The organism is Paenibacillus sp. HJGM_3 (assembly GCF_045062745.1).
Classification (GTDB): Bacteria; Bacillota; Bacilli; order Paenibacillales; family NBRC-103111; genus Paenibacillus_AA.
Map to the genome: position 1 here is coordinate 1 of NZ_JBJGED010000007.1, position 13,315 is coordinate 13,315.

The window sequence follows — 13,315 nt, forward strand, 5'->3', positions numbered from 1 at the left end:
GAGCTTCATCTCCACCCTCCTCAAGCAAAACCGACCGATTATTGCTTCCCTTCAGCTAGCCTATCGAGGGCATTTCCACTTTTAATCTTGCGCTACCTAAGTAGTAACACACTAGTTTGCTTTATGTATGACCGAGATGGTTCCATTACGAATCCTCGGGGGATTGAGAATGATTTAAATAGAACCTAAGGGGATTTGTCCGCTCCGGCATTTCGGTCCGTAAGGTGCATCTCATGGAAGCGATTCGACGGACAACACCGCACCGGCTAAGATAAGACGAAACCCCGAAATTAGAAAGACTATAAATATATTAGTTCAATTATTTTCCGAGCAGACTAGCAATCAACTGTTATTTATTGCAAAAATTTTTACTATACACTCAAAAGGATGTGTACATATGGAGAAGGATATTAATTCAACAATACAACGTGAATTATCGATTAGAAGCGAAACAATTCAACGTGTTTATAACTTCTATAAAAATTATTTACTTTATGTTAATCGCCGATATCAACGAAAGCTAATATGGACAATTGAAGAAAAGAAGAAGTTTATTGACTCTCTGATTAAAGGTTATCCTGTTCCGCTTATACTATTAGCCGAGACAAAAAATGATGAGAGACATGTCTTTGAAACAATGGTTGAATCTAAGTCTGCTTTGGACTCAGGGGATATAAATCAATTAGAACCTAAATTAAGTAGAAAAGTATGTGAAATTTTTGCTAGTTATGTACTACCCCTATCAGTTTATTCTTTTAGTGAAGAGAAAAAGGTCGATGAGATTTTTATTCGAATTAATAGTTACGGTAAGCATCTATCTAGACAAGAACTACGTTCTGCAGGAACATTGGGAATATTTACAGATTTAGTAAGACAGATTGCTTCTGAAATTAGGACCGATGTAACATCTGGTGATATTCTTAATTTAAATAAAATGCGTGAGATCAGCATAACAAATACAGGGCTTGATTACGGTATTCCGGTTGATGAGATATTCTGGGTTAAGAATAATGTAATTACTAAAGAGATGGTAAGAGAAGCGCGAGATGAGGAGATTATTGCCGATATTTTAGCTGCAATGGCATTTCCTGAAATTCCTCCTACTAGCTCCCCAATTTTAGATGAATATTATGGTTTAAGAGAAAGCGATCGCTCAAATGAACTTGGGCAGGCACTACAAAGAATCGGTACTGAAACTTTAAGTAAACAATTTTTAAGTATTTATAACGAAATTAGAACAGTATTAAACATTTCTGGTAAAAACTTCAGAGAATTGATATTTAAAGATCCTGCTCAACGTCTGCCAAGGTATTTCCAGGTTGTTTTTCTAGCAATGCATAAATTGCTGTATAAAGATAATAAACAAGTGCATAGCTACACAGAACTCGAGAAGAAACTTGATGGTATCTCAGATCATATAATTATTGCTGAAGGCGGAAATTGGAGTGCTGCAAACAAGAATGATAACGTGGATGCTGTCGCAGGCATTATTCAATCTTGTTTTAAGGATAAAGACGTGTCGGACCCTGCCAAATTTAAGTGGTTAACTGAATTTGAGTCACTACTAATGCAATCAAAGACAGAGCAATCTCTTTATGATTTCAAGCAAGGTCTTACATTGCTTGATGGAACAAATTCATTTGACCAAGGAAGCTTTTCTAAGATTATATTAACCCTTACAGCAATGGCGAATAATAGTGCAGAAGCAATTGGTTATGTTTGTATTGGAGTTTCGGATAGCTCAAAAGATATGGAGCGAATTGAAAGAATTTATGACATACAGTGTATCAATTATAGAGGGTTTTATATATCAGGTATTAGTCATGAAATAAAATTTAACCATAAAGACTTAGATACCTTTTACAGGTGGCTTGTACAAGAAATTAAGAAGCAACCAATATCAGCCGAAAGTAAAGATATTATTTGTAGAAATATTAGAATTATCAACTACTTTGATAAAGATGTGTTGATATTTAGAATTCATGCTGCAAAAGATCCAATGATTTACAATAGTAAGTATTATCAAAGACATGGTGCTAACGTTGCAGAAGTACCACCTGAAGAATATCCTAACTTTTTTAGAAGATTTAAATAAATTCCTTACCCGAAGCAATTGATTCGGGTGATTTTATACCCATTATGAATGTAACCTCGAGGCAGACTGGACATCGCCACAGCAGACAACCCTGCACTGATTAAGTCCATCGGCTCCCATGGTCGCCTTAAGCCAGCAAGGTTTCGTGGAAACAAGAATGTTAGGTGAAATTCTTGCAGTACAGCTACCATTCACCACATTCGGGGTGCATTGATCTGACTAATTCTAAGGATCATGATATCTTAATTTAATCTGTGAGAAGATGATTCAATCAACCTGAGCGGATTTCCCACTATGCAAATGAATCATCGAGGGACTAACATTTGCTGAACAATATCATCTTGCTCGGAACGGCGCCCGAAGTTGGGCGTCTTTTTTGTTTTGCTGAATGATCGTATCCTTTTCCCAGGGAGTCAACAAATTAATGCTGAAATGAAGCCTGTATTATGAAGAGACCGTCATAAACAAAGCTCAAGATTCTCTACGATCGCCCGCTGCTTCCGGTGCGCCGATTGTTGCACATTTTGTTTATCGAGTACAAAGTGTAGATTGAGTCCATATAGGTGTCTGGATATAATAGTCGTATTCTTGGCTGAATCGATGGGAGTTGAACAATGACAGTCAAATAATTAATCGACTCCGACCTTGATGACGATATCGATGACGTGCTTGCACTTGATTTTTGAACCGGTGCGCCCGTGCGCATTCCCTCTATTACAGGATCACCCCTGTAAAAATACTTAGCCCTTATATAGCAGAAATCTTAACAAATTCCTATCAATCTTAATAGTTTATCACTTACCCGTCTGTAAGCGCTGTAATAAGATAACGGTGCAACTTTATTATAGCCGGCCATAGCGGATATAGCTGGAGTGCTCTATGTCGGAAAGCTTGCAAGGGGGCTATCATGAAAAAACATTGGTTTTACCGCTTGCTTTTATCGTATCTCCCCATCTTTTTCTTCGTCGTCCTCGTTTTGATCATGATTTTCTATTGGACGGTCTATACGTATGCCTCCCGCCAAATCTCCAAAACGAACGAATTATTTGCCGAACAAGTGATCCTTGCGGTCGACTCCGCGCTTAAAACGACGGAACAAATCGTGACAAGGGAAGTCGGATACAACGAAAATCTGATCCGGTTTTTTATGGAAAAAAAACCGTTGTCCCCCTACGAGCTGTTTCTGATTTCGCAAGAGATCAATAAGCTCTATTCAAGCATTCCTTCCATCCATTCCATCTATATTTACAATCCGTATACAGGCCAATTGCTAACGCAAACCAACTTGAAGACGCTCGATGGGTTTATGGATAAGGCGTTCATTGAGGATCGTCTGCGGGACCAATCCGTTCCCAGATGGACCGATCCCCGTGCATACAGCGAGTTTGCGAGGGATGAACTACCGGCCGAGGTGGTCTCCCTGGCCAGGAAAGCGCCCTTTAATTCCGTGGAACAAGGGTTAATCGTCGTGAACCTGCAAGCGAGTGCGATTCAAAGCATGATTACTAACAACGCGCGCTCGAGTCTTAATTTCGTTGCGTTGCTGGACAAACAAGGGGTGGACTTCAAGCGGAATCCATTCCTGAAGGAAACGAACCGGATGCAGGACCCGAACAGCAAAGTTCTCGCCCAAGTCCGCTCCTCCTATACGGGTTGGACGGTTCAAACAGGATTATACAACGGGAATTTTTCTTTCTTCTCTGCCGTGTCTTTCGTTTGGGTCGTCCTGGGCGGAGTCGTCGTGTTGGCCGGCCTCGTCTTGCTGACCTATATTACCCATCGTCATTATAAGCCCATCGAAGCCATCATCCGGAGAATGCAACCGTATTCCGTCAAGCTTCGAAATGAATTCGACCCTCAACAAAGGAAAGAGGATGAGTTCACCTTTATTCATTCGGTGTTTGATGAGCTGGAGAAAAAATCGAATTCCTTGGAATTGCTTCATCGGGAGGATTTGAAATTCCGCAGCAAGCATTTCTTCCTGGAACTGCTTCAAGGCAATCGTCCTGTCGAATTGGAGGAGTGGCGGCAGGAGCTGGAACGAATCGGTCTTCCTGCCGATTTCGATCAGCTCTGCACGGTTGTCGTTGAAATCGACCAATACAACCGTTTCGGCCACCAGTATTCCCCGCGCGATCAAGCGCTTCTCAAGTATGTGATTGCAAGCGTTCTGAGAGATCTTGCAACCCATCATCGGACAACCGTATGGAGCGAATGGGTGGAACCCCATCAACTGGGGGTCATCTGCCTGCTAAAAAACGGAATGGATCTCCATCACGTGTATGATTGGTGCAAGAAGGCTCAAGTGTGGGTGAATGAGCATTTGTCTTTCACGATTACGGTCGGCATCGGCACGAGAATAAGCGAGGTTGACGAAATCGCGGACTCGTATGAGGAAGCCAAAGAGACGATCGAATATAAGACGGTGCTTGGAAACAATCGGGTGATTGCGCAATGGGAGCTTCTCGTCGGACACAACTCCTTTGTGTTCGGGTATCTCAACATCATTCACAGCTTTGCGCACTCTTTCCGTCTGGGCAATGAGGAATGGAGAACTCATATCGCACACCTTTTCGAAGAGCTGCGGAATGGATTGTTTCTGCGCCGGGATATCGGCAATCTGATGCATTATGTCCTCTATTATTTGGAGAAAGAAATGACGGAGCTTTCGTATGAGTTCTCCCATGTGTTTCTGCAAACGACACTTCCGCAGCTTCGGCGAATGATCGCCGAGGTTGAAACGATTGATGAAATCCAGGAGCAAGCGACTAGCTTGCTTGCGCATTTTCACGCACATTTTCAGGAAATGAAAGAAAAACGAAGCAACCATCATCTGCTGTCCGAGGTGAAGGCCTATATCGAAACCAACTATGGGAACCCCGATCTTTCGCTGAACCATTTGAGTGATGCGTTCGGGTTAAGCCCGCGTTATTTGAGCAAATTGTTCAAGGAACATTTCGGAGGCAAGTTTGTGGATTACATGGTTGCCGTTCGCATTGATCATGCCAGGAACCTGCTGGAAAAGACGAACAAGTCGGTTTACGAAATCGGAGAAAAGGTCGGGTATGTGCATGTGTTGTCTTTTATCCGCGCCTTTAAGAAGGTAGTCGGCCTTACACCGGGGGATTATCGAAGAAAAAGGAATGACGCTGGGTAGGTTCGGTCTTCCTAGGCTTCCCGAAGGTTTATGTTCAACGGTTTTGTTCATTGGGGAAAAAGGTCTATGTCGATAAAGTCGCCCTGGGATTCATGTATATTGATGCTTTCGCAGCCTTTTCGTTATATTGAGCTTGCATCGATGCGCAACAAGCCATAAAACCCAGAGGTGGTGAATCGAAACCTGTATGCTGGCCAAAAAGTGGAAACAGAATGTTCCCCTGTACATCATGTTCATCCCGATCATCGTTTACTTCCTTCTATTCAAGTATTTTCCGATGGTGGGGTCTGTGATCGCTTTCAAAGACTATAATTTCAGGGACGGGATATGGAACAGTCCGTGGGTGGGTCTCGATCATTTCCACATGCTGTTCAGCAATCCCGGGACGGTGAAGATTATCCGCAATACGCTGTTTCTAAGCTTTTTCGGAATTGTGTTCGGCTTTCCTTTTCCGATCATCATTGCGTTGCTTCTAAATGAAATACGCCGAATGTGGTACAAGCGGATCGTGCAAACGCTGATCTATTTGCCGCATTTTCTGTCCTGGATTATTGTCGGCGGGATGGTGATCACCGTTTTTTCCCAGGAGGCGGGAATCGTCAACCATATCATGAAATGGATCACCGGCAGCCCATACCCGTTTTTGTATAAGGAACCGACTTGGCTCGCCATATTTTTCGGTTCGGGCATCTGGAAAGAGGCGGGTTTTGCCGCTATCGTCTACTTGGCCGCTCTCTCCACCATCGATCCGAGCTTGTACGAAGCCGCCGATATCGACGGGTGCGGCAAATGGCGGAAGATGTGGCACGTTTCGTTGCCAGGGATACGCGCCATGGTTGTTCTGATGCTCATTATCAGCCTGGGACACGTCATGGAGGTCGGTTTCGACAAAGTGTTTGTCCTGCAAAATGCAACGGTAACCGATATTTCCGAAGTAATCAGCACGTACATTTACAGGATCGGCTTGCAAGGAGCGCAATTTAGCCTTTCTTCCGCTATGGGACTATTCGAGTCGTTAGTCGGATTGATATTGGTATTGCTGGCCAATTGGGTTGCCCGCCGATACGATCAAGCTCTGTTTTAGGAGGCGGAAGATGAGACTTTCCCGTAGTGATCGAGCGTTTGATGTTTTGAATTACTTGGTGCTGGCCTGCATTTCGCTAACGTGTCTGTTGCCGATTGTTCACTTGATCGCCGTTTCCTTCAGCGATGCGCACGAGGTTTTATCCGGCAACGTTTCTTTATGGCCTGTGAATTTCACATTCGAACCGTACAAGGTGCTCGTGAAAGGCACTTCGATCGTGAGAGCGTTTGTCAACAGCTTGGTCATCACCGTTGTAGGCGTCTGCTTGAGCATGTTATTTACCGTTTTGGCCGCATATCCGTTATCCAAGTCGTATTTTATTGGCCGCCGTTTCTATTCGCTCGCCGTCATTTTCACCATGTTGTTCGGGGGAGGCTTGATTCCGACCTATCTTACGGTCAAAACGTTAGGTCTCATCAACTCCTACTGGTCGCTATGGATGCTCGGTCTAATCAGTGTATTCAATTTGCTTGTCATGAAAAGTTATTTCGAAGGTTTGCCGGATGAGCTGGAGGAGGCGGGCAGGATCGACGGCTGCGGGGAATGGCGGATGTTAGTCCAGATCGTGCTGCCGTTATCCATGCCGATGCTGGCCGCAATTGCGTTGTTCTATGGCGTAGGCTTCTGGAATTCGTTCATGAACGTGCTGATTTACATTACCGACAGCACCAAAGTCAATCTGCCCGTCTTGGTTCAGCAAATGCTGCGAAGCCAAACGTTTTTGGCGGAAATGAGCTACGAACGTCCCGAGGACAGCGCCATGCTGACACCGGAATCCGTTCGGGCGGCGGGGTTGATGGTGATGATCTTGCCGATGCTCATCGTGTATCCTTTCATCCAGAAATATTTTGTCAAAGGCGTATTGATCGGGGCCGTAAAGGGATGAGCAAGATCCGATGATGGAAACGAAGATCGAGGAATGAAAAGGGGAGGCTTCCAAATCGATGATTCAAGTAAAAAAACGGAGCATGATTACCTTGGCGGCGGCAGGACTAAGCTTAGCTGTCCTGGTATCCGGATGCAGCGGGAACAATGCGGGATCGGGAACCGAGGCGACACCCGGCAAGTCGTCTCCTGACAAAAATGCAAAAAAACCGGTCATCACCGTATCGATGTATGACCGCGGCAACGTACCCGCCGAATTCGGCACACCGGAGAAGAACATTTGGTCCGAATGGATTAACGAGAATAGTCCGGTCCAAGTGAAATTCGTGCCGATTCCAAGGAACGAGTCCGTGCAAAAATTAAACGTCTTGTTCGCTTCGGGCGAGGCGCCGGACGTCATCTTCGAGTTTGATGCGAACTTCCGGAATCAGCTTTACAACCAGAAGCAAATTATGCCGCTCGACGATTTGATCGAAAAACATAGCGTCGTATATAAGAAGTTGATTACGGAATTCCCGGAATTAAAAAAAGCGGGCACCAAGTCCGACGGGAAACTGTATGAATTCGGGAAATTGAAGTTCTCGCATTCGTTTAACGGATTGTTTATCCGCAACGACTGGTTGAAGAAGCTGAACCTGAAGGTGCCGGAGACGGTCGACGAACTGTTCGCGGTGGCCAAAGCGTTCGCCGAGCAAGATCCCGACGGCAACGGGAAGAAGGATACGTACGGCATCCACCTGAGCGGCGCCAATCTGATTCCAGTATTCTTCGGAAGCAGAAGCTTGTACGTCAAGGACGGAGCCTTGATTAAGGATCAGACGTTAGCCCGGGAAAAAGCCGCATTGGATTTTCAAAAACGTCTGTATGACGCGGGGATTGTGGACAAAGATTTCTTGACGGATAAAAACGGGGAAAAGGCGACGCAAGATTGGATCACGGGCAAGCTGGGCATATTCGCGGGGCGAACCATCGATCTCGATTCGTACAAAAAGTTCTATGAAGCGCTCAAGAAAAATGATCCGCAAGCGGAAGTCATTCCGATCGCGGCGCCCCGCAGCGAGTTCGGCCAGTTCACCTTGGGGCTTAACAACCCGGTTCAAATGACAGTGGCCGTTAACGCGAATGCCAAAGATCCTGTCGCCGTGATGAAGTTCATCGACTTTATGGCTGCCAAATCGACCGGCATGACATTCGCATTCGGCAAAGAAGGCGAACATTGGACGACCGGCCCGAACGGCTGTCCGGTACAGAAGGATCCGGAGAAATTCAAGAAGGAGCTCTCTTGGGCGGCTGATTATCTGATGGTCACCTCCACCAATCAATTCGGTCCGTGCTTCTTGCCGGAAAATCTGTTAAACCCCTCGAACCCGAGGGAGAAAGAGTTTATCGACATTATCCGCGCCAACAATAAGATCAATCTGGATACCGTCAAAAATTATCCGGACATTACGCACTCGGAGCATATGCCGAGCTTGCCGCAAAATTTGCAGGTGACCAAATCGAATTTGGACAAAACGTACGGCGATCTGATCAGCAAAGCGATCGTGTCCGGCGCCAGCTATACCGCAGCTCAGGCGATCGAGGATTACAAAAAAGCTTATCAAAGCACCGGAGGTCAGCAACTGGACGACTTCTATATCAATTGGTACAAGGAAAACAAAACCAAAGCGTTTTTGGCGGAAGATCTGTTCAAAATTAGAATCGACAAGTAAAGGCTATGGCGATCGGCGGCGGTTCCATAGGGGAGTCGCCTGTCGCCCCTACATGAAACGAAAATGATGAAGGAGCTTGTCATGATGGAGAGAGAATTGCGAATTGCCATAATCGGTGCGGGCTCGCTATCGACCAAACGCATCTATCCGTATATCGGCTCTGCAGGGGCGCGGATCGTCGGCTGCTGCGATTTGAATGAGGCGTTTGCTGTCAGAAATGCATCCCGCTTCGGCGGAAACGCCTATAAGGATTACAGGGAAATGCTGGAGCGCGAGCAACCCGACGGCGTCATCGTCTGCATCGGACCGCAGCAGCATTACGAGCTTGCCATCGAGGTCATGAAGCTGGGCTTTCCGGTCTATACGGAGAAGCCGCCGGCTGTATCGTCCCGGGACGCTTACGAAGTGGCGCGCGTTTCCGCCGAGACCGGCGTGTTGTGCTCGACCGCATTCAAGAAAAGGTACAATACGGCCTATTCGCGGGCGAAAGAATGGCTGGCCCAATTTTCTCCCGCGGACTTGTATTCCATTTCCGCCGACTACGCTTCCAGACAATACGAGAACCATAGGGATTTTTTATTCGATTTCACCATCCATATGATCGATTTGATGCATTATTTGTTCGGCGATGTGGAGAAGGTGTTCAGCTTCGCCAAGGGAAAGGACGCTTATGCGGTCAGCTTGAAATTCACGAACGGGGCCGTCGGTTCGCTGAACCTGAACTGCGGGAGGAGCTACAATCTGCCTACGGAAGAGGTGGAAATCTCGATTAAAGGCGGAAATTTCATGACCGTTCACAATTCGTCCTGCTGGAAAATAAGCGAGAACGAGAAGGGCGTGGAATGGAGAGAGCCGCCGACCTTCATCAGCGCGGGCGACAGCGGTTACGACACCGGCCACTTACCGGAGCTGATCGACTTCGTCCAAGCGATCCGCGAAGGAAGAACCACGAGATCGAACATTTACGAAAGCTACAAAAGCATGGTTCTTTACGAGGGCATTCGAGATTCCGCCGCATCCGGGGAAGTGGTTCAGCTCAAGTATGAGACGCTATAACGAACATCCTGAACTCACAAGGAGCTGGAGGAGGCATCCATGGAAAACATAGTGATCAGTCCGATCTGCAATCCAGATATGGAATTGGAAGAAGCGTTATTGCGCTATACCACGCTGGGATATCATCAATTCGAAGTATTTACGGGCCGCGTAAAATCTGCGTTTGATATAAACCTTGACCCCTCTATCTATTTAGAGGCTGGCAAGAAGTACGGAATGAGCTACTATTCGTTTCATCTTCCTCAAATAACCGATGACGGGGACTCGTTGGAGTATTCCATCCAAGCCGCCCATTTTGCTGCCAAACTGGGAGTGAAGGTCGTCTTATTTAAAGCCAAAAGCCGCGATCTCTATATTCAAACCGCCAAAACATTCCTGGATCAAACCGAGCATCTAGGTATAACCCCTGTGGTTCAAAATCATATTGGCACCCCAATTACAACGATAGAGGACTATCGCGAGGTGTTGGAAGGCATTCGGGACACCCGGATGAAGACGTTATTAGAGGTCGGACATTTTCACTCGGTTGGCGTTTCGTGGCGGGAAGGCTATGAGCTGCTGGGAGATTCCATTGCCCTTGTGCATATTCAAGACCGCATCGGAAGCCAAGGCGTCCCTCTAGGAACGGGAGAAATAGATTTGCAAGGTCTTTTCCAGCACATGCATAGGGTCGGTTACAGCGGCCATTATGTGCTTGAGTTGATCGTGAAGGATCAGGAGAACACGTTACACTACTTGGCTGACGCCTATCAATACCTTACCCATTCTTCCTATGTATCTCAGCGGGGAATCCATTGAGCCGTGGCACGGGGTTAATAGGAACATGGCGGTTGGTTTCCTACGAGAACAAGATGAAGAGCGGAGAGAAGATCTATCCTTTAGGGGAAGATGCCATCGGTTATCTTATGTATGCTGCGGATGGACACATGTCCGTTGCGCTCATGGGTGTCCATCGCCGCCCGTTCGAGTCGGGTGTATTGGACGGAGGAACCACGGAAGAGAAATCGATGGCGATGGGCACGTATATCAGCTATGCCGGCATGTACGAAGTTCACGAGGATTGTGTGCTGCATCACATCGAAGTATCGTTGTTTCCGAACTGGATTGGAGTCACGCAGAAACGTTTCTATGAAGAGGATGAAGACCGGTTGACGCTCATTTCTCCTCCAATCGTCGTGCAAGAGCAGACGGTCACCTATCGTTTGGTTTGGAAGAAAGTGAAATGATGGAGGGATTACGCACGCATGCTCAGCAGAATAGGATTGCTCGAAAGCTTCCATAAGAAACGGAAGGAAGGCTTGCCGATCATCGGCGGCGGGGCCGGAACGGGAATCAGCGCGAAATTCGAAGAAGCGGGCGGCATCGACCTGATCGTCATATACAATTCGGGCCGTTACCGAATGGCCGGCCATGGCTCGCTCGCCGGTTTGATGCCGTATGGCGACGCCAACGCGATCGTCATGGATATGGCGCGCGAGGTGCTGCCCGTCGTGAAGAATACCCCAGTGCTCGCCGGCGTTTGCGGTACCGATCCGTTCCGGATCATTCCTCAGTTTCTGAAGCAGGTGAAGGAGGCAGGGTTTGCCGGTGTTCAAAACTTCCCGACCGTCGGGTTGATCGACGGGAACTTCCGGGCCAATTTGGAAGAAACGGGAATGGGGTACGACAAGGAAGTGGAATTGATCCGGTCTGCTCGCGAGATGGATTTATTGACGACGCCGTATGTGTTCAATCCGGAGGATGCCGTCCAGATGACGAGAGCGGGGGCGGATATACTGGTCGCCCATCTCGGCTTGACAACATCGGGTTCGATCGGGGCGCAGACTGCACTTACGCTGGAGCAATGCGTCCCCATCGTTCAGGACATCATCGCGGCGGCCAAACGGATTCGCGGGGATATCCTCATTCTGTGCCACGGCGGTCCGATCGCCGAGCCAGAGGATGCGGCATACATGATGAACGAAATTCCGGAACTCGACGGCTTCTACGGCGCGAGTTCCATGGAGCGGCTTCCGACGGAACGGGCGATCAAGGAGCAGACACAACGTTTCGCGGCAATTCGATCATCGTATATTCCGGAACCGGGGAAAGGATGAACGCGATGTCCAAAACGATTGCTTTGCTCGGTTCGCTGGATACGAAAGGAGTCGAATACGGGTTTATCAAGAAACGCATTCAAGAGCGAGGCCATAGAACCTTGCTGATAGATACGGGCGTATTGGACGAACCGGCACTGTTGCCAGATATACCGAGGGAAAGCGTCGCCCTGGCAGCCGGAGGCGAAATCGCCGACCTGAGGACCCGCAGGGACCGCGGCGAAGCCGTGGCCATCATGGGGCGCGGTGCGGAGCTAACGCTTATGCGCCTATACCGGGAAGGCGCCATCGACGGCGTGATCGCGCTCGGGGGAACGGGTGGGACGTCAGTGGCCTGCCAGGCGATGCGTTCCCTCCCGGTCGGCTTTCCGAAGGTGATGGTTTCGACCGTCGCCGGGTCGGACGTTTCCGGTTATGTCGATGGGAAGGATATCGTCATGATCCCGAGCATAGTGGACATCGCCGGAATTAACCGAATCAGCCGAACGATCCTGGCCCGTGCGGCAGGAGCGATCTGCGGCATGGCGGAGGCGGTCATCCCGGAAGCGCAGGATCATCCGCTGATTGCAGCCTCGATGTTCGGCAATACGACCCGTGCCGTCGAAGCGGCGAAAGCCGTTCTGGAACAAGCGGACTATGAAGTGCTCGTGTTCCATTGCACAGGCGCCGGCGGGCGCACGATGGAAAGCTTGGTCGAGGCCGGAATGATTGCGGGGGTGCTCGACATTACGACGACCGAGTGGGCGGACGAATTGGTGGGCGGCGTATTCAGCGCCGGAGCCGCCCGTCTCGAAGCGGCGGCCCGTTGCGGTGTTCCGGCGATCGTTGTACCCGGATGCCTGGACATGGTGAACTTTTGGGCGCCGGACACGATTCCGGACAAGTTCCGCGAGCGATTGTTTTACCGGCACAATCCGAACGTCACCCTGATGCGTACGAATATCGAGGAAAACCGGATGTTGGGACAAATTTTGGCGGAAAAGCTGAACGCGAGCCAGGCGCCCGTAACGGTGCTGCTGCCGCTGCAGGGGATCAGCCTCATCGGCGAGCATGGCGGTCCGTTCGGCTGGCCGGAGGCGGATCGGGCGTTGTTCGATTCCTTGCGGGAGCATCTGCGGCCCGATATCCCTGTCGTCGAGATGGAGTGTACCGTTAATGCGTCCTCGTTCGCCGAGCGGTGCGCGGAGGAGCTGTTGAAAAACATGGGGCTTACCCGATAAGGAGAGAACG

At 48.4% G+C, this 13,315-nt stretch carries 10 protein-coding genes; all 10 read left to right on the forward strand.

Annotated elements, in window-relative coordinates:
• Positions 1-397: 397 nt before the first annotated feature.
• Positions 398-2,095: an RNA-binding domain-containing protein gene (locus ACI5FR_RS09780; protein ID WP_405453717.1), complete on the forward strand. Its 1,698-nt coding sequence runs from the start codon at positions 398-400 to the stop codon at positions 2,093-2,095.
• Between the two features lie 907 nt (positions 2,096-3,002).
• Positions 3,003-5,252, forward strand: coding sequence for a helix-turn-helix domain-containing protein (locus ACI5FR_RS09785; protein ID WP_405453720.1), 2,250 nt, complete (start codon positions 3,003-3,005; stop codon positions 5,250-5,252).
• Positions 5,253-5,439: 187 nt separating this feature from the next.
• The gene (locus ACI5FR_RS09790; RefSeq protein ID WP_405453723.1) at positions 5,440-6,336 is read left to right on the forward strand and encodes an ABC transporter permease; all 897 of its coding nucleotides are present in this window, start codon (positions 5,440-5,442) and stop codon (positions 6,334-6,336) included.
• A 10-nt stretch (positions 6,337-6,346) separates the two neighbouring features.
• Positions 6,347-7,222, forward strand: a complete 876-nt coding sequence (locus ACI5FR_RS09795; RefSeq protein ID WP_405453726.1) for a carbohydrate ABC transporter permease — start codon at positions 6,347-6,349, stop codon at positions 7,220-7,222.
• A 58-nt stretch (positions 7,223-7,280) separates the two neighbouring features.
• A complete protein-coding gene (locus tag ACI5FR_RS09800; RefSeq protein WP_405453729.1) occupies positions 7,281-8,933 on the forward strand; it encodes an extracellular solute-binding protein in 1,653 nt (550 codons plus the stop codon).
• 84 nt (positions 8,934-9,017) lie between these two features.
• A complete protein-coding gene (locus tag ACI5FR_RS09805; RefSeq protein ID WP_405453732.1) occupies positions 9,018-9,989 on the forward strand; it encodes a Gfo/Idh/MocA family protein in 972 nt (323 codons plus the stop codon).
• 39 nt (positions 9,990-10,028) lie between these two features.
• A complete protein-coding gene (locus tag ACI5FR_RS09810) occupies positions 10,029-10,787 on the forward strand; it encodes a sugar phosphate isomerase/epimerase family protein (protein ID WP_405453735.1) in 759 nt (252 codons plus the stop codon).
• Complete coding sequence (locus ACI5FR_RS09815; protein ID WP_405453738.1) at positions 10,784-11,215, forward strand: lipocalin-like domain-containing protein; 432 nt, start codon at positions 10,784-10,786, stop codon at positions 11,213-11,215. Before ACI5FR_RS09810 ends, ACI5FR_RS09815 begins: the two co-directional genes overlap by 4 nt.
• 18 nt (positions 11,216-11,233) lie before the next feature.
• Positions 11,234-12,085 (forward strand): phosphoenolpyruvate hydrolase family protein, encoded by an 852-nt coding sequence (locus tag ACI5FR_RS09820; RefSeq protein ID WP_405453740.1) that lies wholly within the window; start codon positions 11,234-11,236, stop codon positions 12,083-12,085.
• A gap of 5 nt (positions 12,086-12,090) precedes the next feature.
• Positions 12,091-13,305, forward strand: coding sequence for a Tm-1-like ATP-binding domain-containing protein (locus ACI5FR_RS09825; RefSeq protein ID WP_405453743.1), 1,215 nt, complete (start codon positions 12,091-12,093; stop codon positions 13,303-13,305).
• Positions 13,306-13,315: the final 10 nt, after the last annotated feature.